The 24,226-nt window shown below is 44.7% G+C and carries 23 protein-coding genes; all 23 read left to right on the top strand.

The window, feature by feature from the left end; translation table 11 throughout:
* The first annotated feature begins 89 nt into the window (after positions 1 to 89).
* The gene (locus AC0J5I_RS10025; protein WP_475299672.1) at positions 90 to 902 is read left to right on the top strand and encodes a Hachiman antiphage defense system protein HamA; all 813 of its coding nucleotides are present in this window, start codon (positions 90 to 92) and stop codon (positions 900 to 902) included.
* Positions 899 to 3,970, top strand: a complete 3,072-nt coding sequence (locus tag AC0J5I_RS10030; protein WP_475299673.1) for a DEAD/DEAH box helicase — start codon at positions 899 to 901, stop codon at positions 3,968 to 3,970. The genes AC0J5I_RS10025 and AC0J5I_RS10030 overlap by 4 nt, the downstream gene beginning before the upstream one ends.
* A gap of 252 nt (positions 3,971 to 4,222) precedes the next feature.
* A complete protein-coding gene (locus AC0J5I_RS10035) occupies positions 4,223 to 4,795 on the top strand; it encodes a hypothetical protein (protein WP_475299674.1) in 573 nt (190 codons plus the stop codon).
* Positions 4,796 to 5,469: 674 nt separating this feature from the next.
* Positions 5,470 to 6,261, top strand: coding sequence for an amino acid ABC transporter permease (locus AC0J5I_RS10040; RefSeq protein WP_475299675.1), 792 nt, complete (start codon positions 5,470 to 5,472; stop codon positions 6,259 to 6,261).
* Positions 6,258 to 7,076 (top strand): transporter substrate-binding domain-containing protein, encoded by an 819-nt coding sequence (locus AC0J5I_RS10045; protein ID WP_475299676.1) that lies wholly within the window; start codon positions 6,258 to 6,260, stop codon positions 7,074 to 7,076. Before AC0J5I_RS10040 ends, AC0J5I_RS10045 begins: the two co-directional genes overlap by 4 nt.
* Before the next feature lie 15 nt (positions 7,077 to 7,091).
* Entirely contained in the window at positions 7,092 to 7,802 is a 711-nt protein-coding gene (locus AC0J5I_RS10050; protein WP_475299677.1) for an amino acid ABC transporter permease, read from the top strand.
* A complete protein-coding gene (locus tag AC0J5I_RS10055) occupies positions 7,799 to 8,545 on the top strand; it encodes an amino acid ABC transporter ATP-binding protein (protein ID WP_475299678.1) in 747 nt (248 codons plus the stop codon). Before AC0J5I_RS10050 ends, AC0J5I_RS10055 begins: the two co-directional genes overlap by 4 nt.
* 13 nt (positions 8,546 to 8,558) lie before the next feature.
* Positions 8,559 to 9,779 carry an aminotransferase-like domain-containing protein gene (locus tag AC0J5I_RS10060; protein ID WP_475299679.1) on the top strand — a complete coding sequence of 407 codons (1,221 nt, stop codon included), beginning with the start codon at positions 8,559 to 8,561 and terminating at the stop codon, positions 9,777 to 9,779.
* A gap of 12 nt (positions 9,780 to 9,791) precedes the next feature.
* Positions 9,792 to 10,763 (top strand): NAD(P)-dependent oxidoreductase, encoded by a 972-nt coding sequence (locus tag AC0J5I_RS10065; RefSeq protein WP_475299680.1) that lies wholly within the window; start codon positions 9,792 to 9,794, stop codon positions 10,761 to 10,763.
* Between the two features lie 26 nt (positions 10,764 to 10,789).
* Positions 10,790 to 11,542 (top strand): amino acid ABC transporter ATP-binding protein, encoded by a 753-nt coding sequence (locus tag AC0J5I_RS10070; protein ID WP_475299681.1) that lies wholly within the window; start codon positions 10,790 to 10,792, stop codon positions 11,540 to 11,542.
* A gap of 12 nt (positions 11,543 to 11,554) precedes the next feature.
* Positions 11,555 to 12,748 (top strand): MFS transporter, encoded by a 1,194-nt coding sequence (locus AC0J5I_RS10075; protein WP_475299682.1) that lies wholly within the window; start codon positions 11,555 to 11,557, stop codon positions 12,746 to 12,748.
* 88 nt (positions 12,749 to 12,836) lie between these two features.
* Positions 12,837 to 13,280, top strand: coding sequence for an Lrp/AsnC family transcriptional regulator (locus AC0J5I_RS10080; protein WP_475299683.1), 444 nt, complete (start codon positions 12,837 to 12,839; stop codon positions 13,278 to 13,280).
* A 493-nt stretch (positions 13,281 to 13,773) separates the two neighbouring features.
* Positions 13,774 to 14,880 carry a beta-galactosidase BglB gene (gene bglB / locus AC0J5I_RS10085; protein ID WP_475299684.1) on the top strand — a complete coding sequence of 369 codons (1,107 nt, stop codon included), beginning with the start codon at positions 13,774 to 13,776 and terminating at the stop codon, positions 14,878 to 14,880.
* A gap of 24 nt (positions 14,881 to 14,904) precedes the next feature.
* Positions 14,905 to 15,918 carry a TRAP transporter substrate-binding protein gene (locus AC0J5I_RS10090; RefSeq protein WP_475299685.1) on the top strand — a complete coding sequence of 338 codons (1,014 nt, stop codon included), beginning with the start codon at positions 14,905 to 14,907 and terminating at the stop codon, positions 15,916 to 15,918.
* A 12-nt stretch (positions 15,919 to 15,930) separates the two neighbouring features.
* Entirely contained in the window at positions 15,931 to 16,425 is a 495-nt protein-coding gene (locus AC0J5I_RS10095) for a TRAP transporter small permease (RefSeq protein WP_475299686.1), read from the top strand.
* A 2-nt stretch (positions 16,426 to 16,427) separates the two neighbouring features.
* Positions 16,428 to 17,723, top strand: coding sequence for a TRAP transporter large permease (locus AC0J5I_RS10100; RefSeq protein WP_475299687.1), 1,296 nt, complete (start codon positions 16,428 to 16,430; stop codon positions 17,721 to 17,723).
* Between the two features lie 6 nt (positions 17,724 to 17,729).
* Positions 17,730 to 18,572, top strand: a complete 843-nt coding sequence (locus AC0J5I_RS10105; protein WP_475299688.1) for a sugar phosphate isomerase/epimerase family protein — start codon at positions 17,730 to 17,732, stop codon at positions 18,570 to 18,572.
* Positions 18,573 to 18,670: 98 nt separating this feature from the next.
* Positions 18,671 to 19,525, top strand: coding sequence for an AraC family transcriptional regulator (locus AC0J5I_RS10110; RefSeq protein WP_475305676.1), 855 nt, complete (start codon positions 18,671 to 18,673; stop codon positions 19,523 to 19,525).
* A gap of 35 nt (positions 19,526 to 19,560) precedes the next feature.
* Complete coding sequence (rhaM, locus tag AC0J5I_RS10115) at positions 19,561 to 19,872, top strand: L-rhamnose mutarotase (protein WP_475299689.1); 312 nt, start codon at positions 19,561 to 19,563, stop codon at positions 19,870 to 19,872.
* A 25-nt stretch (positions 19,873 to 19,897) separates the two neighbouring features.
* Positions 19,898 to 20,545 (top strand): bifunctional 4-hydroxy-2-oxoglutarate aldolase/2-dehydro-3-deoxy-phosphogluconate aldolase, encoded by a 648-nt coding sequence (locus AC0J5I_RS10120; protein ID WP_475299690.1) that lies wholly within the window; start codon positions 19,898 to 19,900, stop codon positions 20,543 to 20,545.
* A gap of 71 nt (positions 20,546 to 20,616) precedes the next feature.
* The gene (gene kduI, locus AC0J5I_RS10125) at positions 20,617 to 21,456 is read left to right on the top strand and encodes a 5-dehydro-4-deoxy-D-glucuronate isomerase (RefSeq protein ID WP_475299691.1); all 840 of its coding nucleotides are present in this window, start codon (positions 20,617 to 20,619) and stop codon (positions 21,454 to 21,456) included.
* Between the two features lie 24 nt (positions 21,457 to 21,480).
* Complete coding sequence (locus AC0J5I_RS10130; protein ID WP_475299692.1) at positions 21,481 to 22,284, top strand: gluconate 5-dehydrogenase; 804 nt, start codon at positions 21,481 to 21,483, stop codon at positions 22,282 to 22,284.
* 374 nt (positions 22,285 to 22,658) lie between these two features.
* Complete coding sequence (gene zwf, locus AC0J5I_RS10135) at positions 22,659 to 24,197, top strand: glucose-6-phosphate dehydrogenase (RefSeq protein ID WP_475299693.1); 1,539 nt, start codon at positions 22,659 to 22,661, stop codon at positions 24,195 to 24,197.
* Positions 24,198 to 24,226 lie beyond the last annotated feature (29 nt).

The following is a 24,226-nucleotide window of genomic DNA, read 5'->3' on the forward strand; positions in this document are numbered from 1 at the left end:
AAAAATATTTTAGACTTAATCCATAATTATTCGAAAATAGGTGTCCAAGAGGATATACCCGTTATTTTATGTTTATGAAAGGAGAAGGTATGATAATTCCAGAACATATAAAGTGGCTTGTCGAAGAATGTGACATTGAAATGAGAGATGAAAAAATAATTAAATGCTATAAGCTTAACTATGATTTAGAAGATGATCAAACTTTAAGAATATGGGCAAAACATATACGGAGGCAATATGAATCAGATGAGTCTCTTGCTGAGTCTTTAGAAGAAACAGGTATGACTGCTGAAGAATACTTGCGTGAGAACGTTATCCCACAAAAAAGTATGGAAAAAGGCGCTACAATGAGGTCCGCTGATTTTGGGGAAATTGTCTTTTCTGATTTATTAGAGTTTATTTATGATTTTGAAGTGCCGAGATGCAAGCTTTACAATCGTGCCACTCCCACTCAAAGTGAACAAGGAACTGACATACTTGCATATAAATTCTATAATCCAGATTACAAACCACATCCAGAAGATCATCTGAGTTCAGTTGAATCTAAAATGGGAGCCACAACTTCTGATTTCGGCACACTGAATAAAGCGATAAAAGATTCAATAAAAGACGAATTCAGATACTCGATGACATTAAATTATTACCGTAAAAAATTGAAGAGTATGGGGAAGCATGATGAAGCGAGGAGAGTAGCTAGATTTCAAATGAAATCTGAAAAGGATTATATTAAAAGACTTATTGCGGGAGCTGCAATAAGTCGAGCCAACGTGGAGCATGATGTACAAATAGATTTTAAAGATGAGGGCGAAATTAGACTTACAAAAATTGATAGTATATTTTTGATTCACTGTGGTAAGTTGATGGATTTGGTTCATGACTTATATGAGAGGTGCATAGAATGATTCTAACAAACCGATCTGAAAGAATGTTAATGTACGAAAAAACTAAATCTAAATTGAGGGAGTTTTTTGTTGATGAGGTTGACTTTCCTGAGTTCCCTCTAAATTCTGCTGATTTAATTTACACAACAATATATGTTCTTTCTATATTTTGTGAAAAAGAATTCCTCGAAGATTACGATAAACTTTCAGAACTTCGAACAGATGATTTGAAAGTTATAGCTCAATACTTTGATTTCGCAGTACAAGCGGAAGAAGATTTGTCATATGATGCAACTCTACTTTTATTAGGAGCTATCACCTATTTTACTATTGAAAATTTTGGGAATTCTAAGGTGTTAATAGCTAAAATTGATCCAGCAAAGTTGGGATCAACCATTGAATTGGCAATTTATCAAATTCTCGAAATATTATTGTTTGATTCATCAAGAACCACTTTTGATAGTGATTCTATGTACGGTCCAATAGTACAATCAATTAGAAACCATTTTATGTATGGGAGCGATTTTCAGAAAATTTTTGATAATTATAAAAATCTTAGAACGAAATTAAAAAATTCAAATGATATATTTGAGGTATCATTCATCGATTTTGTCAAACCAATAATTACTTTGGCACGAGAATACTCTTCATGGATCGCTCTACCAAATAAATCAGGTGTGGAGATAGAAGCATGGGCCCCGTACCTTAATTTACCAAATAGTATTCATCTTCTTTGGCCAGCACAAAATATGATTATCAAGGATGGTGCATTAATCAATAAAAATTGCGTTGTTCCTCTTCCAACTGGTGTTGGAAAAACAAAGAGTTTTGAGTTGATTATTTACAAAAAATTGATGATTGAAGAGAGGCAGAATGTAGTTGTTATTGCTCCATTACGAGCACTCTACAACGAAATTTCTTTTAATCTGAATACTATTTTCAATACTTTCTCTGGAGTAAAAGTGACGGAGTTTACTGAAATTTACCAAGATGATACCACTTTTGATAATTCCAAAAAGAATATCATAATTGCGACACCCGAAAAGTTCAACTTTATTTTAAGACATCAACCACAATTCATTAATTATATCGATCTTTTTATCTTTGACGAGGCGCACCTTTTTGATGATCAATCAAGGGGGGTGAATTATGAATTGCTGGTAGCTGAGGTAAATAGACTTTCTAGCGCAGATAGTCAAAAAATACTATTTTCTGCTATTTTGTCTAATTCTAATCAAATCTCAGAATGGTTATTCGGTGAAAATAGAGTTGTTGATAGTGTCGATAAAATTGAAACATCAGAAAAATCGATTGGCTATTTTAGCTCCAATAACCAAATTCATTTTTATGATAATAATCTTGTGAATGAGGAATCATTCTTTGTTCCCAATATAATTCAAGCGCAAGATTTTAATATCAATAACAATAATTTCAACAAATGGAAATACCCGAGAAATGATTCTCCAACTAATAAGAGAGTCGATTTATGTATCTATTTTGTTAATAAGCTTGTAGAAAATGGATCTGTTGCAACTTTTGTTGGGAAACCCGCTTCCATTAATACGATAATGAAAAGAATGACCGAACTCAACACAAGACATAACATTATGCAGCAAACACTTGAACAAACTAATCAAATTGAGGTACAAAAATTTAGGAACCTTTTTCGACTTCACTATAATGATAATCATGTATACACACAAGTGTCATCATTTGGAGTACTTCCGCATTATGCTGCTTTATCTGAAGGGATTCGAGAATCTGTAGAGCATGCAATAAAGAACAATCACTACAAAGCAGTTATCAGTACGTCGACGCTGGCGGAAGGTGTAAATATACCAATTAAATATTTATTGATTCATTCTCTATCGCAAGGAGGCGGGACAATACAAAACCGGAAAATAGCAAATTTAATTGGTAGAACTGCTAGATCAGGGGTATATACTGAGGGATCAATTGTGTTAATGGATGAAACCATTTTTGATAACAGAAATAGAAATTATCGAGGGAAAATGTTATGGAGAGATAATAGGATAGCATTTGCAAACAAAATGATAGAAGAATGTAGGAGCCGTATCCTTATTCTGGTTGAAAGCTTCACACCAGATTTCGGTGGACATATTTTGCCTTCTTATAGTGTTACTGCTTGGATAAATGCATATTATTTGAAAGAATCAAATTGGAAAAGTCTGGTTTTAGATAAATTTAGTGAATTTTCTTCAGAGTCTTCTGAACGCGCAAAACAGGTTACTGAGGATTATGCTAACAATATTTTCCGGGTTATTGACGATTTAGAAAACTATTTATCATTCATTTATGTTGAAAAACGCAATGAGATAGATTTCGAAGAACTCGTTAAAGGAATATTTGAAAATACTTTTGCTGTTTATTTGGCCGATGAGAGCCAGGAAAAGTTACTAAAACATATTTTCAAAAGTATTTCAATAAAAGTTCAAAATATGATTGATGAAGATAATAAATTCTTTTACTCAAAGAGTTTGTACGGTCTTGATGTTTCAGAAAGAATCTTCGAAAGGGTTAGGGGTTTAGAAGATGAACTTGCACAAATGAATTTAGACGAAATTATCATGATTGTCATTGAATGGTATTATCAGCTCTTTGAGGTAACGCTGGATCTTGATTTGTCAAATTATCTAATAGCAGTAAATGCATGGATATCAGGGAAATCAGTTCTAGATATTCAAATAATGCTTGACGAAAATCAATTTCAAAAGGTTGAAAAAATACTGAAGAATTGCATTTCTTATGATTTCTCCTTTTTCATTGGTGCGCTCTTGGATGCAGTCAGTGAAGAGAACTCTGTACTGATAGAAAAACTTACCAAAATTCAGAAAATGATTAAATATGGTGTCAGTAGCGCTTTCTCAATAGAATTTTGTGAAAAAATTGCCAATGATCGTATGTTAGCTAATTTGATTGATGATTTATTGGGAAATCAAAAAAATAAAAGTGTCTCATTTTATTCAGTAATCAAAAATTATTCAGATAAAATATTCTTGGAATTAAAGAGTTACCCTGATTATTACATTCAAAAATTATCACAGTACTTGAACTCTGCTCCAAATTAAATTGTAAAAATTAAATATTATTTTGTCAGAAAATATATAGCTGAAGAATGCGCAAAAAGCCACTAACATGCAATAATTTATATGTAAAAAATTGTTATTTTACTCTAGCATGTTTTCACGGTAGTTGCTTACATAAAAGAAAAAATCCCACTTTGGATTTTTTGCAATACTTTAATATTTGCTAGAAATTTTATTTTTCTAGTATTAGTTAATAGTTTTATGGGAAATTTTTTCAAAGGGAGGATGTTTCTATTGAGTTTTGTATCTATAGCGGGGAATAAAAATTATATTAATATTATGAGCGATGGAAGAGCTGTTTTTAACGATGGAACAATTCAAAATGATTGGGAAAAATACAGGATAATTGGAGAAACTCGATTTATAGCTTTTGCAGGGACTGTTCATTCTTGCTTTTCAGTTGTAGATATTGCAATAAATAAACAGCATTTATCTTATGAGTTGTGGACAACAGAAGTAAGAAGGGCAACAAAATCGATAGCTTATTCCGATTCTATGAGCAAGGCTATGATATGTGTTGGGGGATGTGATGAAGGGATTTTGAAAATAAATACTTTTTCCAATAAACCGGAACATGAGGATACTAGTATTATCTTAAGTAATACAGATATAGCTTATGTATTTCTTCATAATATTGAAAATGAGTTGAATTTGGAGAATGAATTTATGCAAATGGCAATGAGATATGGTTCTTTTGAGGCTAGTGACATTTTATTAGCGCAAAGAGATTTGAACAATTTAGTATCAGATGTCAATCCAAGTATGGTTAACAAGAATGTTTCATCAATAACTCTAAAAGTTTATTAATCTCCCACTTAGTTTCAGTAGTTGCATTCTTTGGTTGTTATATTGGATGTGTTCTATTTGGTATCATATGCTGTTTTGTAGTATCAATAAACATTTTCAGATCGAATGAGCAGTTACATAATAGGTAACTTTCTTACATGATATCCGAAAGCGTCATTGAAAGAGTCAGTAGTATAACACACAAATAAACAACCGCAAACGTTGATATACTCACGTTTGCGGCTTTTTTGCGTGTTACGAACTCCAGCGATGGATCACCGGAGAACTCAAACATAACCGGACCTCCGGCCAAGGACCATTCGGCCGGAGGTCAACACCGAAAATGAGTCTTCATCTCCGATGAAGACCGCTTCGCCGAAGGAGGGCGGGTAAGGTGGTATCTGATCTCCGGCGAGGACCTTGCAACCGGAGAAGAAAAAAAAACAACCTCAATTCCTCAGGTTGCCTTGCGATCCAAGCAATCCCCTCCCTCTTTCCCCACAAAATAATATAACCATGGTTACGCTTCATTTTTTATTTTCATAATCAAAAGCACGCTATTTACGAATTAAGGTATCAAGAAGGCACCACATCTTGTGGAAGGACGGGACAGTGAGGTATTCTATTGGAAATTCAAGAAGTTCAGAAAGTTCTGACAGTAATGAATTTAAAGAAATGTGAGAGGAGGGAATAAAATGTCAAGTTTCTTTAGTTGGGATCTTGTGTGGGAATTTTTTCCAAAAATTCTCAGTGCGTTGCCCGTGACATTGTTGATTGTAGGCATTGCGACTCTTGTAGGCTTGGTGTTAGGAAGTTTTATTGCGTTCATACGGGTGGAAAAAATACCGATATTGAATCAAATCGCCGCAGTATTTGTTTCCTTTATTCGCGGGACGCCGATTCTCGTCCAGTTATACATCGTTTATTACGGTATACCCAGCCTCTTACAGGCGATCCAAATTGATGTGTCATCATGGGACAAAATTATTTTCATCTACATTACGTATGGATTGAACACCGCAGCGTTTCAATCAGAAACCATTCGAGCAGCAATCTTGAGTGTACCTGTCACGCAGAAAGAAGCCAGCATCGCTTGTGGATTGACGAAGTCGCAAATGTACCTGCGGGTCATTCTTCCGCAAGTTGTGCTCGTCGCATTGCCATCATTCGGTACCACGACCGTCGCTTTGCTGCAGGATACATCGTTGGCATTTACAATCGGGATCGTGGATGTGGTAGGAAAAGCGCGGGCCATTGGTGCTGTGACCTACCACACGTTGGAGGGATACGTAGGCGCGGCAATTCTGTTCATTACTTTGAGCGTTATCCTCGAAAGAGTCTTTGACGTGTTGGAGAAACGGATGAATTTCACCGAAGCAAAAAAATCGTCATTCCAACTGCCAAGATTATTCCTTATTAAAAATAAAGAGGGTCAAATGAAAAAGGTTCAAAAAATCGAGACAAATTTGAAGGAGGAATTATTATGAAAAAATCAACAGTGGGATTCGGAGCAAGTTTATTGATGGCAGGGGTTATCTTGGCTGGGTGCAGCAGTGGTTCAGCTGAAACCGAAAGTGCAGCAGACAGCGGCGCGACAGAGATTAAAGTAGGTACAGGGAATGAAGCTCTGCCATATGCTTATTTGGACGAAAATGGCGAATATGATGGCTATGATGTCGCTGTAGTGAAAGCCATTGATGAAAAATTGACGGATTACACGTTCACTTTTGAAGGAGCGGACTTCCCCACAACATTGTCAAATTTAGAGAGCGATAAAGTTCAGATGGCGGCTTTCGAACTTGAAGTAAACGCAGAGCGCCAAGAAAAATTTGTATACGGGGATGTCGGCTACGTGGTATGGGACACATACATTGTCTCTGATCCGGATGCAGGGACGGTTTATGAGACCTTTGACGATCTTGCCGGCAAAAAAGTCTACGCCACAACTGCGACAAACCAGGCAGCAATGGCTGAAACCTATTTAGAAGAAAATCCCGATGCTTTTGAATTAGTTTATGGCGAATACAACAACGAACAGATCGTTCAAGCGATTACTTCTGGAGCCGTGGATGCATCATTAGCACCAAAATATCAAGTTGATAACTGGAACCGTTCCTTTGATGAAAACTTAGCGATCGGCAGTGAACCAGTGCATAATTCGGATGCTTACCTGCTCTTCAATAAAGAAGCCGATCAAGCCTTCATCGATGCCGTGAACACAGCGTTAGAGGAATTAAAAGCGGATGGAACCATTAAAGAACTTTCCGAAGAATACTTAGATGGTGATTACGTTCCAGAATAAGAAAGGATGAGGGCCATGAGTTTCAAATTTGAGGTGATGATCCAATCATTGAAAGTAGCAAGCCAATACATTGGCACAACATTATTCATGGCCATCACATCGATAGTCATCGGCGTTATTTTAGGATTAGGGATAGCGTTGATCCGGCTTTATCGTATCAAAGGACTGAGCCAATTTTTCCAAGTGGCTGTCACTTTATTGAAAGGCATTCCGATGGTATTGATTATTCTCGCTCTGTACCTGGTCGCTTCCAAACAGTTTGATGTTTGGTCAGAATCCATGAATTGGTCGCTTCGGTTCAGGGATTTCAACATGGTATGGATCGCCATTTCCGCATTGACGTTATTGGCCACGATCAACAGCAGCGAGATTTTTCGCGGAGCATTTGCGGCTATCAAAAAAGGGCAGTTCGATGCCGCCAAATCGATGGGCATGACCGACCTGCAAACGATTCGCCGGGTTCTGTTGCCGCAAGCAATCCCTATCTCTTTACCGATGTTCAGTAATTTATTGATCAGCTTGGTTAAGGCTTCGTCCTTAGCCTCGATGGTCAGTGTCGTCGATGTCTTTGCAGCCGCGAAGATCACAGCCCAGCAAAACTATCGCTTCCTGGAAGCCTATGTGGCGGTTGCGGTCATCTATTGGGGAATCAGCCTGGTGATCGAAAAAGGTGCGCAAATCCTTGAACAGCGCATGACCCGTAAATTGAGGAGGGCGATTTTATGATGGAAGTACGCAATATCCACAAGCGCTTCGGCAAGCAAGAAGTCCTCAAAGGCATCGATATGGATGTTGCCAAAGGCGAAGTTGTCACACTTCTGGGGCCAAGCGGTTCCGGCAAAACAACTTTTCTCCGCTGTCTGAATTTTTTGGAACGGGCAGATGAAGGCAGCATTCTCCTTGGAGAGACCGAAACGATCGTAAACAAAGCCAATCCGAAAGAAATTTTGGCGCACCAACGCCAAACCGCGATGGTCTTTCAAAATTATGCGTTGTTCCATAACAAGACAGCGCGCGAAAATATAGTGATGCCGCTGTTGCTGACGAAAAAAAGGACAAAGCAGGAAGCGTATGAAGTGGCAGATGCTTTGTTGCAACAAGTGGGTTTAACCGAACGCCAAGATTTTTATCCCAGCCAATTATCCGGCGGCCAGCAGCAACGAATCGGAATTGCACGGGCCTTGGCGTTGAATCCCAAAGTGATCTTGTTCGATGAACCGACCTCAGCATTGGATCCGGAATTGGTCGGACAAACGCTGACGCTCCTTCGGGACATCGCAGAAACCGGCGCAACGATGGTGCTGGTGACGCATGAGATGAAATTCGCTTATGAAGTGTCGGACAAAATCATCTTTATGGAAAACGGCCTGGTGGTTGAACAAGGCTCACCCAAAGAAGTATTTGAACAAACGAAAGAGGAGCGGACAAAAGCCTTTTTGTCCCGCTTCACAACTCAAATGGCAAGATAGGGGAGGAAATAAGATGGCATATCGTTTCGCAAATCGTATCGAAGGATTGAAATCATCGCCTTTAAGGGAGAATGCAAATAAAAATATGGAAGCCAAAGATGTGATTTCATTTGCTTACGGCTTTCCGCCAGTTGAAGCTTTTCCAATGGAGACACTCCAAAAAATTTCACAAAAATTATACACAGAAGTCGATCCGGAAACGTTTTTGCAATATGGTGCCTCTGAAGGCTATCCCTTGCTGCGTAAGCTGGTCAAAGAACGGCTGGCTGCAACCGCCAATCTTCACAATGAGGAACAGGTGCTGATAACATCTGGTTCCACCCAAGCGATGGACATTGCAGTGAAAGTCTTTTGTGATGAGGGAGACGTTGTGCTCTGCGAAGAACAAACCTTTTCAGGCGCGGTGAATGCCATCAAAGGCTATGGAGCCATTCCCTTACCGATTCCGATGAACGTTTCAGAAGAATCTGTCGATGTGGAAGCTCTGGAAGAAATGCTGCGTTTTGATCAACGCATCAAGTTCATTTACCTCATTCCCACATTTCAAAATCCATTGGGGACATCGATTCCTTTGGAAAAACGCCAAGCGATCTACAATTTGGCCCAGAAATATGATGTGCTGATATTCGAAGATGATCCTTATGGTGATCTCCTGTACTACGGCGAACCGATCATGAAGCTGAAGGAGATGGATACGGACGGGCGCGTCATGTATGCTGGTTCGTTCTCCAAAATTTTGGCACCAAGCGCACGCTTAGGCTTCATTATGGCGCCGGATGAGATCATGGAAAAACTGGTTTTGGCCAAGCAAGTTTCCGATTCCCATACCAATTTTTATTGGCAAGTGATGCTGGCGGAATTCATGCAGAATCATCAGTTTGAAGAACATGTCTCGGAGTTGAAGCTGTATTACAAGGGGAAATTTGAAGCGATGGTTGCGGGCCTTGAAGCGTTGCCTGAAGACAAAATTCAGTTCATCAAACCGACTGGCGGCTATTTCATCTGCTGCAAAATGGCGGATGACTTGGATCCGGAAACATTCTATACGGCATTGGATGAAGCCAAGGTCGCCGTGATCCCTGGAAACATCATGAGTGTGGCGCAAGAAGGCTATGAACGTTATTTCCGTTTGAACTTCACAAAACCGACAATGCAAGAAATCGTGGAAGGCGTAAAAGTGCTTGGTGAAGCTTTGGAACAAGCGACACCTGCATCATCCAAACAAGTGATTTGAGGAGGATATTAAATGAGATTGATTTATTATGGGGTCAGTGCTGACGAAGAAAAATTCATCAAGCGTTGGAGTTTCAGCAACAAGATACCCGTGACCATCATCAACGAAGGCATATCCAGCGAAAATGTCCATTTCGCCGGCCCCCATGATGGGGTCTGCCTGTATCCGAGTCCGGAAATGCGCCAAAGCGAGCTGCTTTATCGCAAATTGCGGGAACAAGGCATCCACCAGTTGTCGGTCAAATCGACCGGGGTGGATGGGATCAACTTCGAATGGGCGGAAAAATATGGCTTGACCGTGACGAACGTTCCTTCTTACAGTCCCACTTCAGTCGGTCATTTTGCGATCATGTCGATTTTGATGGTCCTGCGGAATATCCCGACCGTCCTGCAAACTAATTCATCCCGTAAAACAACAATTGGTAGAGAACTGCAAGATGTGACGGTCGGAATCTTAGGGACAGGCCGGATCGGTTCTGTGGTCGCGGAAGGGATCCATGCTTTAGGTGGTCGCGTGATCGCATCAAGCTCAAAAGAAAATCCGCGCTTGAAAGGGAAAGTCAGCTATGTTTCTTTTGAAGAACTGTTGAAAGAATCGGATGTTCTTTCCATACACATCCCCTTATCTGAGCAGTCCACTTATCTATTTTCAGAGGAAACTTTTGCGAAGATGAAGCAAGGAAGTTGTCTGGTGAATACAGCGCGCGGAAAAATTGTCGATACTGAAGCATTGATCCAAGCTTTATCAACAGGAAAACTGGCTGGTGCAGCCTTGGATGCGTTGGAAGACGAGGAAAAATATTTTTCCGTCGGTTGGGAAAAGAACCCGTATCATTCCCGCTTGATGGCCTTGCCGAATGTCATGATCACACCACATATTGCCTACCATACAGAATTGGCCGTACAAGAAATTGTTGAGACCTCATTAACCAATGCGCGGGATATTATAACAGCAGGAATCTCGCGCAACACGGTCTCGCTTTGAGAATTAAAAAGAAGGAGGAGATGAAGATGATCCAGGCGCAAATAATAGGGCTGAAAAAAAGCTTCGGTAAGAACGAAATATTGAAAAACGTAGGGTTGACAATCAATAAAGGCGAAGTTATCTGCATTATCGGACCGAGCGGATCTGGAAAAACCACCTTCTTGCGTTGCTTGAATCTCTTGGAAAGGCCCGATGCAGGCATGTATGAACTCGGCGATCTTCGCTATGACCTGAGTCGTATTGGTTCGCATCAGAGCCGGGAAATTGCCAGAAAAACGGCGATGGTTTTTCAATCTTATGAACTGTTCAGCCACATGACGGTTCTGCAAAATGTGATGGAAGGATTGGTTACACCCCGGAAAGTCCCTAAAAAACTGGCAGAACAAATTGCCACTTCCGTCCTTGAAAAAGTGGGCATGGCGGACAAAGCCGGGATGTATCCGATTCAACTATCCGGTGGGCAGCAGCAACGCGTCGGCATTGCCCGAGCAATGGCGTTGTCTCCAGAGTTGTTGTTGTTCGATGAACCCACATCAGCCCTGGATCCGGAACTTGTTGGGGATGTGTTGAATGTGATGAGGCAATTGGCTGACACGGGTCAAACGATGATCATCGTAACCCATGAGATGCAGTTTGCGCAAGAAGTGGCGGATAAAGTTGTTTTTATGGCGGATGGGGTGGTCGTTGAATCCGGAACACCTGCAGAAGTCTTTGATGACCCTAAACAAGAACGGACAAAACAATTTTTGATGCAAGTCCGTTTCAAAACAGCAGTCTGAGAGGGATGACATGTGGAATATACGGAAGTGAATAGCAAGCTTTGGACCAAAGATTTTCTCTTGGTGAACAGCATCACGTTTTTGGCAATGACGGCAATCACGACCCAAATGGGAACATTGCCCCTCTATGTGACTGCCCTGGGTGGGTCTAAAGCGGTTGCCGGAAGTATCGTAGGAATTTTAGGCATCTCGGCTTTGTTTTTCCGATTGCCGATCGGAATACTATTGGATCGATACGGTCGCAGGCTGTTGCTCACAATCGGTCTGGGGATTCTTTTCCTTGATTTTGCCTTGTTGAATGTGCTGCAGACGCTCCTGATGCTTTTTTGTTTACGTTTGGTCCAAGGCATCGGCAACAGCATCCAAGCTACAAGTGCTGCTACAATGGCGGCGGATTTGATTCCAAAGGAACAGTTATCTGTTGGCTTGGGATACTTCAGTATATCCCAAGCAGTCCCAGGCGCAATCGGACCTTTGCTGGGGTTGGCTGTGGTGGAAACATACGGATTTGAGGCCTTGTTTCGAGTGGCGCTTTTGTTGACAAGTGTCGCTTTTGTATTAAGCTTTTTTCTGAGTACGGAATCGCCAAGAACGCTTTTTTTCGGAGAAAAGCCAAAGACGAAGGGCGGAGCGACGGAAGCATTGTCCGTCATGAAGAATCGGGGCGTTATTTTTCCTAGTCTGATCATGTTTTTGATCTGCTTTGCGAATTCCGGCGTCATCGCATTTATCGCACAGTTTGCGATCGAAAAGAAAATAAGCGGAGCCGGATACTACTTTACAGTGATGACGGTCGTCACGGTTCTGATCCGTTTTCTATTCCCCCAATTGTTAAAACGCGTCAATCAAACGTTTTTGATTTGCGGAAGCATATTGAGTATCAGTGCAGCGTTTGGCATGCTTGCTTATGCCGATGATCTTGTTCATCTTCTTTTAGCGGCGGTCCTATATGGGATTGGCTTTGCCAGTTTGCTGCCGGTCATGAATACGATTGTTTTGCAAAGCATTTCCGATCATGAACGCGGGCGCGCGATAGCGATTTTCTCGGCTGCCCTGGATGTAGCCTATGGTGGCGGGGCGATGCTTTGGGGTGTCATCGCCGGTTTGTATGGATTTCAAGTCATGTACCTCTTTTGTGCAGGATTTGGATTAACCGCTCTGTTTGCTTACCTTTTGTTTGATGGCAGGAAGAAGCAAATGTCATAAAGCATGACACATCCTGTGAGCCCAGCCTTGCAACTCTTATCCTTTCTTACTAAAATTAAGAATATGATGAGAGAATGGAGTGGCCATTATGGATGTGTTAGATCGGAAAATTTTAAATATTATGCAAAAAAATAGCCGGATCACTGTCAAACAGATTGCCGAAGACTGTTTCATCTCGTCTCCATCTGTATCCGTGCGTTTACAGAATTTGGAGAGTATGGGTTACATTCGTACGTATCAAGCTGTTCTTGACCATCAGAAGTTGGGCTTTTTGATAAAAGCTTATGTGAATTGTGCAGTCAATGCAAAGGATAAACAAGATTTTTACAGTTACGTCGAAGCAATCCCCAATGTCGTGGAATGCGACTGCATTACCGGTGATTTCTCGATGTTATTGAAGGTCTACTTCACAAACACAATCGAGCTTGATGAATTTATCACTGACCTGCAACGCTTCGGCGATACCAAAACGCATATTGTCTTTTCAACAAATGTCGGTCCCCGTGGGCTGCAAATCCAAATAAACGAATAAGCAAAGACGCCGAGAGTCATTTTCGGCGTTTTTGCTAATTTTTTTGAAGTTTGGGATGGAATGAAATCGCAAAAGAGGCCTGCGGAGGACCTCAGCTCCGGTGAGCGACCCTCTCGCAGGAGCCCAATACCGAAAACAACATTCATCTCTGATGAAGACCGCTCCACCGGAGAAGGTAGGGGAATTGTTGGCTGATCTCCTGCTAGGGTTTCTTCACCGGAGGAGAGAGCATAAAATTAGCACCACCTCCGTTCATAATTGCGGAACATACGCGGGGGGAAATGCGGATATATTTTCTTGAAACCGCGCTGAAAACGAATTGGGACGGCTTTTAATCGAATTATTGGTTGCTTCCTCATCTGAATCCGCATACAATGGGTGTGCAACTTTAGACAGTTTTTGTTCAACAACCGCCATATTTTTCGAATTGAATGCTTGTTATTATTAACTCATCAAATGAAAGCGATTCATATATCGAGAAGGTGGTAAAGAAATGGTGATTACAGAACAATTATTTGTGACGAAGGAATTGGTTGAGTCGAAAATCGACTTGCTGATCGAAAATCTGACGACAATCAAAGATGACAACGGAGACTTCCTGTTGGACTTCGACGGACTGAAAGTCGACGACAAGAGCTGGACGGTCTGGAACTGGCCGCAAGGTGTCGGATTGTACGGCATCTATAAAAATTACCGAAACACAAAAAATCCGCGCTCGTTAGCGGTTGTCGAAGAATGGTTCGAAGCACGGATGACCGAGGGAGCTCCGCCGAAGAACGTGAACACGATGGCGCCGCTGCTGACGATGGCTTACCTGTACGAAGATACAAAAGACTCATGCTACTTGCCTTATCTGGAACAATGGGCCGAATGGGTCATGAAGGATATGCCACGGACGGATGAAAACGGATTGCAGCACGAAACCTACGGACCCTCGAACACGAACCAATTGTGGGACGATACCTTGATGATGACGGTATTGCCGCTCGCGAAAATCGGCGTTTTGTTGGACCGTCCCGAATACCTGGAAGAGGCGCGTTACCAATTCCTGCTGCACATCAAATTCCTGATGGACAAGAAGACAGGCCTTTGGTACCATGGCTGGACTTTCGAAGGCAACCACAACTACGCCGGAGCGTTCTGGGCCCGCGGTAACTGCTGGTTGACGATTGCGATTCCGGAAATCATCGAGATCATGGACTTGCGTGAAGGCGATGCATTCCGCGCATTCCTGATCCAAACACTCGAAGCGCAGGCAAAAGCGATTACGGAATATCAAAATGAATGCGGTTTATGGCACACACTTTTGGATGACCCGACATCGTATGTTGAATCATCCGCAACAGCCGGATTTGCTTACGGTTTGCTGAAAGCGGTTCATAAGCGTTACTTGCCGCAGGAATACAAAAAAGTCGCCTACAAAGCAATCAACGGTCTGTTGGAACAGATTGACGAAAAAGGCGAAGTGCAGAATGTGTCGGTCGGAACCGGCATGGGCGATTGCCTGGAATTCTACAAGAACATCGATAAAACGGCGATGCCGTACGGACAATCATTGACAGTATTATGCTTGACGGAACTTCTCGTTTCATACTGCTGATCATACAAACAAGGGAGAAATATCATGAAGAAGAAACATTTATTATCAGTTGTTTTGATGTCCGTACTGGGCACCGGCTTGTTGGCCGGTTGCGGAAATTCCGAGGTGTCAGCAAAAGATGCCATCGTACTGCGCTATGCCTACGCCAGCAACAGCCAACCGGTCATCGATTCGATGAAGGAATTCGGTCGTTTGATCGAAGAGAAGACAGACGGCGAAGTCGTTATTGAGTATTTCCCGGACGGCCAACTCGGCAGCGAAACGGAATTGATCGAATTGACACAAACCGGCGGGATCGACTTCACGAAAGTCAGCGGATCCGCATTGGAAAGTTTTTCGAAGGATTACTCGATTTTTGGGGTACCTTACATCTTCGACAGCGAGGAACATTTCTACTCGGTCATGGAAGATCCCGAAATCATGGACGGCATCTACAACTCGACTGCAGAACTTGGCTTTGTCGGTTTGACTTATTACGATTCCGGTCAACGGAGCTTCTACATGACGGACGGTCCGATCAATACGCCTGAAGATCTGAAAGGCAAAAAGATCCGCGTCATGCAGAGTGAAACAGCGATCAAGATGGTCGAATTGCTGGGCGGTTCCGCTGTTCCGATGGGAAGCAGTGAAGTCTACACTTCGCTCCAGTCCAACCTGATTGACGGAGCGGAAAATAACGAATTCGTATTGTACACAGCCGGCCACGGTGGGGTTGCGAAGTACTATTCCTATGACGCCCATACGCGCGTTCCCGATGTTGTGATCATGAACGATGCCGTAAAAGAACGCTTGAGCGACGACCAGTACGAAGCGGTTCTGGAAGCGGCTGAAGAATCTACGGTTTACGAGAAGAGCGTGTTCAAGGCAGCTGTCGAGAAAGAAAAAGAGACTGCAGTGGCAGAATATGGCATCGTGTTCAACGAAGTGGACATCGCACCATTCCAAGCAGCCGTAGAACCGTTGCATGAACAATTCAAAAATAATGCGACCTACAGCGAATTGTACAACATGATTCGCGCGCACGCTGATGCAGAGTAAGGGGAGAGTATGATGGAAAAAATAAGAACGTTTTTAGATAAGACGTTGGAGATCCTGTGTTCGGCGGTGTTCGTCGTTATGATCCTGACGACGTTGTACCAAATCTTCATGAGAACAGTCATGAATAATCCAAATACGGTAACGGAAGAATTTGTCCGCTTCAGCCTGGTGTGGTTATCCATGTTGGCGATGGCTTACGTTGTAGGCAAACGCAGCCACTTGGCGGTGACATTGTTGAGTGATAACTTGAGCGGCCCAAACAAGCGCTTGTTGGAAATCGTTATTCAAGCATTGTTCTTGGTCTTTGCCGCGCTGATCATAGTTTATGGCGGCTGGAAAGCCGTATCCGTGACAACCGGCCAGATTTCTCCTTCGTTGTCTTTATCGATGGGCTATGTCTACTTGTCCGTTCCGGTTTCCGGGTTCATCATGTTCCTCTATAGTCTGCTGAACCTGATCCAAGGAAAAGTCGCGATCGAAAATGTTGAAGAAAGCGGGGAAATTTAAAGATGGCTTTTGAAGCAGGTTTGATATTATTCTTTGTATTCGTAGTATTGCTGATAGTGGGGATGCCGATTGCGATCAGTATCGCGGTCTCCTCGATCGCCACATTATTGTTGGTTGTCCCGTTTGAAATTGCCGTCTTCACTTCCGCACAGAAAATGGTTTCCAGCTTGAACAGTTTCTCGCTCGTCGCCATTCCGTTCTTCGTACTCTCGGGGATCATCATGAATAATGGTGGGATCGCCGAGAAACTCGTGAACTTCGCGATGCTGTTCGTAGGCCGCATCCCAGGCGGGTTGGCCCATACAAACGTGTTGGGTAATGCCTTGTTCGGCTCCATGTCCAGCTCTGCGATCGCAGCTTCGACTGCCATCGGTGGGGTATTGATTCCGCAACAGATCAAAGCAGGATATGACCGCAAATTCGCTACAGCGGTGAATATTGCGTCCGCTCCAACCGGGATGGTCATCCCGCCGAGTACCGCATTCATCATGTTCTCGTTGGTCGCAGGCGGTGCATCCATCTCCTCACTATTCTTAGGAGGGTATCTGGTAGGAGCACTGTGGAGTCTGGCAATCATGCTGGTTGCTTACGTCCACGCCAAGAAAAATAAATATCCGACGATGAAAGCTTCCGAAATGGGTTCGGCTTTCAAGATCATAAAAGAAGCGATTCCCAGTGTCATGCTGATCGTCATCATCATCGGCGGCATCCTGACCGGCATCTTCACGGCCATCGAAGCTTCCGCAATCGCAGTTGCCTATTCGCTGCTGATCGCAATGTTCTTCTATAAAACAGTCACTGTCAAAGACATTTATCCGATGCTGAAGGAAGCTGTTTTGACGACCGGTACGATCACATTCCTCTTGGCGACTTCATCGATGATGTCCTTCGCGATGGCCTTCACCGGCATCCCGCAAGCAATCAGCGCAGCAATCCTTGGCTTGACGACGAACAAATTCCTGATCTTGTTGTTGGTCAACGTCGTATTATTGATCGTAGGTATGTTCATGGACGTTGGTCCTGCCATCCTGATCTTCACGCCGATCTTCTTGCCGGTCATCACCAGCGTTGGCGTCGATCCTGTCCACTTCGGATTGTTCTCGATCATGAACTTGTGCGTCGGCTCGATCACACCTCCAGTAGGAACCGGGTTGTACGTAGGGGCCAGCGTCGGGGGCGTCAAAGCCGAGCAGATGCTCAAGCCGCTCGTGCCGTTCTACTTGGCGATCTTGGTCGTGCTTTTCCTCATCACGTACTTCCCTGGATTGGTGATGTGGTTACCGAACATGGCGGGGTAACAGGATATGCTTAATATCACAGTCCGTGGTCATGACTTATCCGGTGTCACATCGGTAAAGGATCTGGCCGAGCAAACGAAAAAGCAAGGTATCCACAATCTGCAGTTGGCGCTGGGCATGTCCTTTCCGGACATGCCTTCCGGCGCAGCCAATCTGAACCCCGGCATGGGGGCAGCGATCAAAAGGGAGTTGGCAAAAGAGGATGTGCAGGTCGGCATTCTGAGCTGCTACATCAATATGATCCATCCCGATCCCGAGATCCGCGAACAGCTGCTTCAGAAATTCGAGAGCTACGTGCGCCACGCCCGCTACCTCGGGGCGGCGATGGTTGCTTCCGAGACCGGCTGCGTATTGCCGGAGATACAATATACAGAAGACAATTTCACTGATGAAGCCTTCGCCGACATGGTCGCAGTCATCCGCCGCTTGGTCAAGGCCGGCGAAGCAGCCGGTATGTTGGTGGGAATCGAGCCCGGCCTGAATCATCCGCTCTACAGTCTCGAGCGGGTGGAGCAGCTGGTGGCGGCGGTGCAGTCGGATTACTTGGGGATCATCTTCGATCCCTCGAATCTGATTACGAGTGAAGATTATCAGCACCAGGTTGCCATGGTCGAACGGGCTTTTGAACGCTTCGGCGACAAAATCGTGGCGGTCCATCTGAAGGACTTCATATTCGAAGACGGCCAAATCATCCCGGTCAACCTTGGGGAAGGCCTGATCGATTACGCGGCGATTGCCGGAATCATTGCCAAGCACAAGCCCCTTTCCTACGTCGTCCTCGAAGAAACAAAGGATGACCATATCGGGAAGGCGCTGCAGCTGTTGAGAGAAAGCGAAGTCAAACCATAATTTTCATCAGTATATATAGTAGAAACACGCAAGAATAGGTGAGGGGAATATCCATGAATACAGATAAGCAACTAAAAAAGTCCTCAAACGTTAACACGATGGCTTCGGATCAGTACGAGGTCTATCACGTGAAGGATGTCATCAGCCAAGAGAAGACGCTCTACCACTACCATGACTATTATGAGGTGCATGCGACGTTGGCGGGGGAAGCGACTTTCTATTTGGATGGCAAACAGTTCGATATCGAAGCGGGGACGATTCTCCTCATCCATTACAATGATCTGCACCGGATCGTCAAACAGAACACGGACTACTGCGAACGTGTCTACATCTTTTTGACGCCGGAATTTCTGCAGAGCAGTTCCACGAAATGGACGAATCTCGAGGAGTGTTTTTACGGGGGCGGTGAACGCCGCAGCAAGGTCCTGAAGATCGATGCCGATTTGTTGCGGCAAAAGCTTTCCTTCATCGACCATCAGCCGGATGCATCGATCTACGGTTCGGACATCAAGTACGAGCAGAACTTGATTGAGTATCTGTTGTTTTTGAATCAGCTGGTGCAGTCGGAGGAGAACGAAGAGGAGCCGAAAGTGATCGTGCAGAATGAGCGGATCGAGCAGATGATCGACTACATTTCCGCGAACTTGAGCAATCCGCTGACGCTGGAGGAGATGGAAAAGAACTTCTTCGTCAGTAAATACTACATCACGCGCGAGTTCAAGAAGCATACGGGCTTCACGTTCCATCAGTTCGTGATGAAAAAGAAGCTTCTTTACGCAAAGCAGCTACTGAAGACCTACCAGAGTTCGAACCTCGTCTACAATCAATGCGGCTTCGCATCATATCCGCATTTCCTGAAGGCGTTCAAGAAGGAATTCAGCATGACGCCGAAAGAATTTTTGGCAAAAAACAAAGAGAACCAGAAAATCCACTATGAGCATTTTGAAGCCTAAAGTTGTTAGGTTGAGATGCCGAAAGGAGGATGAACATGATCAAAAAAGCTTTCGCAATGAAAATCTATCCCGATCAGCACGAGGAATACCGGAAGCGCCATGACGAATTGTGGCCGGAAATGCGCGAGATGCTGAAAGATCACGGGGCCAACCAGTATTCGATCTTCCTCAATCCGGAGACGAGCGAATTGTTCGGCTATCTCGAGATCGAAGACGAAGAACGCTGGAGCGGGACAGCCGCCACCGCCATCAACCAGAAATGGTGGCACTACATGGCCGACATCATGGAGACCAATCCGGATGACTCGCCGGTATCGAAAGAATTGAGCCATGTGTTTGAACTATAAAGTAATCATAGAAAGTGGGAGACGGATGAAACGCGTATCTATTTTGAATCGTTTGGAAAAAACGGGGGTCGTGGCAGTCGTCCGCGGCGCCACGAAAGAAGAGGCTCTGAAGTCCAGCCACGCAATCGTCGCGGGCGGCCTGAACGGTATCGAATTGACATTCACTGTTCCGAACGCGGATGAAGTCATCCGCGAGCTGGCGACAGTCTACAAGGATCAACCGGAAGTCGTGGTCGGAGCGGGGACGGTATTGGATGCCATCACTGCCCGTCTGGCGATACTGGCAGGCGCCGAGTTCATCGTCAGCCCGAATTTCGACAAAGAGACAGCAGAGTTATGTAATTTGTACCAAATCCCTTATCTGCCGGGCTGCATGACGATTACGGAAATGAAAAAAGCACTGAAGAGTGGCGCTGACATCATTAAACTGTTCCCAGGCAGCGCCTATGGTCCGAGCATCGTGTCAAGCTTCAAAGCGCCGATGCCGCACCTGAATTTGATGCCGACAGGCGGCGTCAGCCTGGCGAACATGCAGGAATGGTTCGATGCAGGTGTCACCGCGGTCGGTGTCGGCGGCAACTTGTTGGCACCTGCCGCGACCGGTGACTTTGATAAAGTGACCGAAGTGGCAAGGCAATATGCGGATAAGTTTGCGGAGATCAAAGGGAAGTAAAAAAGGTTCAGAGTGAAGTACAAGCTTCTATCAAACAAGCAACACGAAATACAAAAAAAGGGGATCATCACATGCAAAACATGGAAACACGTTATACACACAGTCCGGAGGATATCCGTCATTACTCGACAGAACAACTGCGCAAGGAATTTCTGGTCGAGAAAGTATTCGTTCCGGGCGCAATCAGCCTGACGTACACACACAATGACCGCATGATCTTCGGCGGCGTCACTCCAACAGATAAAGCATTGGAGATCGTCCTGGACAAAGAATTGGGTGTCGAATACTTCCTGGAGCGCCGTGAGATGGGTGTCATCAACATCGGCGGACCAGGTTCCATCGAGATCGACGGGAAAAAAGAAGAGATGAAAAAACAAGACGGTTACTACATCGGCAAAGAAACGCGCCAAGTCGTCTTCACGTCCGAGGATGCAGCCAATCCGGCCAAATTCTACATCAGCTCCGTGCCGGCGCACCACAAACATCCGAACGTGAAAATCAGCATCGACAACATCAAACCGATGGAAACCGGTGAGCCGTTGACGCTGAACAAACGCAAAATTTACCAATACATCCATCCAAATATTTGCGAAAGCTGCCAATTGCAGATGGGCTACACGATTTTGGAACCAGGCAGCGCTTGGAACACCATGCCGAGCCACACGCACGAACGCAGAATGGAAGCCTACGTCTACTTCGATATGGAAAAAGACACGCGCATTTTCCACATGATGGGCAAACCGGATGAAACGAAGCACTTGGTCATGGGAAATGAACAGGCTGCGATTTCACCAAGCTGGTCCATCCACTCCGGAGTAGGGACAAGCAACTACTCGTTCATCTGGGCGATGTGCGGCGAAAACATCACTTACACTGACATGGATATGGTTCCTATGGACCAATTAAAATAAACGAAAAAAGAAAGAGGGATACGTATGGATTTTACAATGGATATGTTCCGTTTGGACGGAAAAGTGGCACTCATCACGGGTGCGGTATACGGAATCGGATTCGAGATCGCGAAGTCTTTGGCTGCGGCCGGTGCGACGATCGTTTTCAATAATTTAGATCAAAAATCAGTGGACGACGGGATTGCCAACTACAAAGCGATCGGCATCGAAGCGCGCGGCTATGTCTGCGACGTGACAGACGAGTCCGGCGTGCAAACCATGATCAAACAAATCAAAGAGGACGTCGGCTCCGTGGATATCCTGGTCAACAATGCCGGCATCATCAAACGCACACCGATGATCGAAATGGCCGTGGCGGACTTCCGCCAAGTCATCGACATCGACCTGACTGCACCGTTCATCATGGCTAAAGCTGTGCTTCCGGACATGATCGAAAAAAGAAGCGGCAAGATCATCAACATCTGTTCGATGATGAGTGAACTCGGCCGCGAAACCGTTAGTGCCTACGCAGCCGCTAAGGGCGGACTGAAGATGCTGACAAGAAACATCGCTTCCGAATATGGCCAATACAACATCCAGTGCAACGGCATCGGACCCGGCTACATCGCGACGCCACAAACAGCGCCATTGCGCGAACTACAGGAGAACGGCGAACGCCACCCATTCGACCAATTCATCGTCGGCCGCACACCAGCCGAGCGTTGGGGCGAACCGGTCGACTTGGCTGGCCCATCCATCTTCCTATCGTCGAGTGCTTCGGACTTTGTGAACGGACACGTTCTGTTTGTCGACGGGGGCATCTTGGCTTACATCGGCAAACAACCTTAAGAGAGCATATATGTGTGGGCACCCCGGCCGGATGGCAGGGGTGCTTTTTTGGGTTTGGTATTGAACGAAGAGGGCTGCTGCGGGGCCGGATCTCCGGTGAACGACCCGCTGGCAGGAGGAGAGCATGATACGTGAGGCCTCATCTACGACGAAGGCTGCCTCGCCGGAGGTGGGCGGGAAAATGGAATCTGATCTCCGATGAAGGTCGCTTTACCGGAGGAGACTACGAAAAATTGTACTGTTCTCCGGTAAGAAACGTCTCACCGGAGAAAAATGAGCAAATCCAAAAATCCGAAAGCAATATAAAAAATTTTTGATTTTTCAGGTGCTCAAATTCTCTAAGAGTTAAGGAACTTTCCGCTAATCATGGTATTATGGAAATATTAAGTAACGCAGGAGGCGATAAGGTGGTAAAAACTAATCCAGTATTGATTGTATTATTCGGCGCGACAGGTGATTTAGCCCAAAGAAAGTTATATCCTTCATTTTTCCGATTATTCCGAAGCGGTGCGTTGGCAGAACGTTTCGCAGTGATCGGGACGGCAAGAAGAGAGTGGAGCGACGAGCATTTTCGGGATGTGGTTTCGGAATCTATCCAATCATTCCAGCCGACAGAAGCGGAAAAAGCTGCTTTTTTAAGCCACTTTTATTATCGTGCGCATGACGTTTCAGATGTGGAGCATTATGTTCATCTCAAAGAGCTAGCTGACAAATTGGATGTCCAATATGATTTGGAGCAGAACCGGATGTATTATCTGGCGATGGCGCCACAATTTTTCGGACCGATCGTGACTCATTTGAAAGGGCAGCAGATCGTGACTGACAAAGGGTTCAACCGCGTCGTCATCGAAAAGCCGTTCGGGATGGATTATGCATCAGCTGAGCAATTGAATGACCAAATCACGCAAGTGTTCCCGGAAGAGGATATTTTCAGGATTGACCACTATTTGGGCAAAGAAATGATCCAAAATATTTTGGCCGTGCGTTTGACGAATCCGTTCCTGGAATCTTCGTGGAATCGTGAGTACATCGAAAATATTCAGATTACTTTTGCCGAGGAATTGGGAGTGGAAGAGCGCGGCGGCTACTATGACCACAGCGGGGCTTTGAAAGATATGGTTCAAAACCATATTCTGCAAGTGCTATCCTTGCTGGCGATGGAACCATTAGCCTCCGTATCCGAAGCGAATATTCAAACAGCCAAGATCCAAGCGCTGAATGCTGTGCGCGTCTACAGGCCTGAAGAAGTCCGCGAAAACTTCGTCAGAGGCCAGTACGCGGCAGGCGAATTGGATGGCAAGGAATTTGTCGCTTATCAAGAAGAGCCGAATGTCGCAAGCGATTCGAAGACTGAAACGTTTGTAGCCGGGAAATTCATGGTGGATAGTCCGCGTTGGAGCGGAGTGCCTTTTTATGTGCGCACCGGAAAACGCCTGACGGAAAAAGGGACGCGCGTCAATATCGTTTTCAAAAAAGTTCCCGTTAATCCGTTTGATGCTGAGAAGGATGTCCCAGCAAATGATCTGACCATCTATATCCAGCCAACAGAAGGTTTTGCTTTGACCATGAACCGCAAAGAAATCGGGCAGGGATTTAATACGCAGCCGATCAAATTGGAGTACCGCCATGATAGCGAAATGATGGCCAATACGCCAGAAGCGTATGAACGCCTGACTTATGATGTTATTTTGGGCGATGCAACCAACTTTGCGCGTTGGGAAGAAGTCGCGCAGTCATGGAGAATCATCGATGCAATCCGGGAAACGTGGGACAGCGAAAGTGATGAGATTCCAAAGTATGCGGCAAGAACAATGGGCCCAAAAGAAGCGTTTGATTTATTGAAAAAAGAGAACCATGAGTGGGTGTGGACACCTGATGAGTGGTACCGCGAGCGCGGATTGTTGAAGGAATAGATTCGGTGTTGCGTTCCTGCGTATTGTGA

It is taken from the genome of Trichococcus sp. TS_SC_9, from assembly GCF_056156325.1.

Excerpts from the sequence above, each read along its gene's own strand:
- AC0J5I_RS10055 (WP_475299678.1), top strand. The coding sequence starts at position 7,799 with ATGATGGAAGTACGCAATATCCACAAGCGCTTCGGCAAGCAAGAAGTC.
- AC0J5I_RS10025 (WP_475299672.1), top strand. The coding sequence starts at position 90 with ATGATAATTCCAGAACATATAAAGTGGCTTGTCGAAGAATGTGACATT.
- AC0J5I_RS10100 (WP_475299687.1), top strand. The coding sequence starts at position 16,428 with ATGGCTTTTGAAGCAGGTTTGATATTATTCTTTGTATTCGTAGTATTG.
- AC0J5I_RS10045 (WP_475299676.1), top strand. The coding sequence starts at position 6,258 with ATGAAAAAATCAACAGTGGGATTCGGAGCAAGTTTATTGATGGCAGGG.
- AC0J5I_RS10070 (WP_475299681.1), top strand. The coding sequence starts at position 10,790 with ATGATCCAGGCGCAAATAATAGGGCTGAAAAAAAGCTTCGGTAAGAAC.
- AC0J5I_RS10080 (WP_475299683.1), top strand. The coding sequence starts at position 12,837 with ATGGATGTGTTAGATCGGAAAATTTTAAATATTATGCAAAAAAATAGC.
- AC0J5I_RS10050 (WP_475299677.1), top strand. The coding sequence starts at position 7,092 with ATGAGTTTCAAATTTGAGGTGATGATCCAATCATTGAAAGTAGCAAGC.
- rhaM (WP_475299689.1), top strand. The coding sequence starts at position 19,561 with ATGATCAAAAAAGCTTTCGCAATGAAAATCTATCCCGATCAGCACGAG.
- AC0J5I_RS10120 (WP_475299690.1), top strand. The coding sequence starts at position 19,898 with ATGAAACGCGTATCTATTTTGAATCGTTTGGAAAAAACGGGGGTCGTG.
- zwf (WP_475299693.1), top strand. The coding sequence starts at position 22,659 with ATGGAAATATTAAGTAACGCAGGAGGCGATAAGGTGGTAAAAACTAAT.
- AC0J5I_RS10090 (WP_475299685.1), top strand. The coding sequence starts at position 14,905 with ATGAAGAAGAAACATTTATTATCAGTTGTTTTGATGTCCGTACTGGGC.
- AC0J5I_RS10040 (WP_475299675.1), top strand. The coding sequence starts at position 5,470 with ATGTCAAGTTTCTTTAGTTGGGATCTTGTGTGGGAATTTTTTCCAAAA.
- AC0J5I_RS10110 (WP_475305676.1), top strand. The coding sequence starts at position 18,671 with ATGGCTTCGGATCAGTACGAGGTCTATCACGTGAAGGATGTCATCAGC.
- AC0J5I_RS10130 (WP_475299692.1), top strand. The coding sequence starts at position 21,481 with ATGGATTTTACAATGGATATGTTCCGTTTGGACGGAAAAGTGGCACTC.
- AC0J5I_RS10030 (WP_475299673.1), top strand. The coding sequence starts at position 899 with ATGATTCTAACAAACCGATCTGAAAGAATGTTAATGTACGAAAAAACT.
- bglB (WP_475299684.1), top strand. The coding sequence starts at position 13,774 with ATGGTGATTACAGAACAATTATTTGTGACGAAGGAATTGGTTGAGTCG.
- AC0J5I_RS10065 (WP_475299680.1), top strand. The coding sequence starts at position 9,792 with ATGAGATTGATTTATTATGGGGTCAGTGCTGACGAAGAAAAATTCATC.
- kduI (WP_475299691.1), top strand. The coding sequence starts at position 20,617 with ATGCAAAACATGGAAACACGTTATACACACAGTCCGGAGGATATCCGT.
- AC0J5I_RS10095 (WP_475299686.1), top strand. The coding sequence starts at position 15,931 with ATGGAAAAAATAAGAACGTTTTTAGATAAGACGTTGGAGATCCTGTGT.
- AC0J5I_RS10060 (WP_475299679.1), top strand. The coding sequence starts at position 8,559 with ATGGCATATCGTTTCGCAAATCGTATCGAAGGATTGAAATCATCGCCT.
- AC0J5I_RS10105 (WP_475299688.1), top strand. The coding sequence starts at position 17,730 with ATGCTTAATATCACAGTCCGTGGTCATGACTTATCCGGTGTCACATCG.